General features: G+C 61.1%; 1 protein-coding gene. It reads right to left on the reverse strand.

Annotation, left to right across the window (positions count from 1 at the left end; translation table 11 throughout):
* Positions 1 to 314 (reverse strand): hypothetical protein (locus R5H29_RS05635; protein ID WP_332328892.1); only part of this gene is annotated, 314 nt, incomplete at both ends.

The following is a 314-nucleotide window of genomic DNA, read 5'->3' on the forward strand; positions in this document are numbered from 1 at the left end:
CCGAGGTCGACGCCGTCGTTGCGAGTGTTCCATCCCGAATTCCAGCTCTGAAACCCGGAACCCATGCCGCCCGTGTTGCTCGAGAGGGTGTCGTGGTAGGCCACGCCTTCCCGACCGAAATCGTATTGGGCGGCCCGGAAAACCCCGGGGACGATGAGGTTTGCCGATGGCGACGCTGTCGTCCCAAAGCTGGCCCGCGTCATGGCATCGACCACGTCTCGGTTGACCCGGTTGTTGCGAAGCGAAACCACGTTGGTGAGGTCAAGAAGTCCTGCATAGACTTGCGCGGGAGAAAGAGCCGTGTTGTTGTTGAC

This window comes from Stenotrophomonas sp. A3_2 (genome assembly GCF_036624925.1).
GTDB classification, from domain to species: Bacteria; Pseudomonadota; Gammaproteobacteria; order Xanthomonadales; family Xanthomonadaceae; genus Stenotrophomonas; species Stenotrophomonas hibiscicola.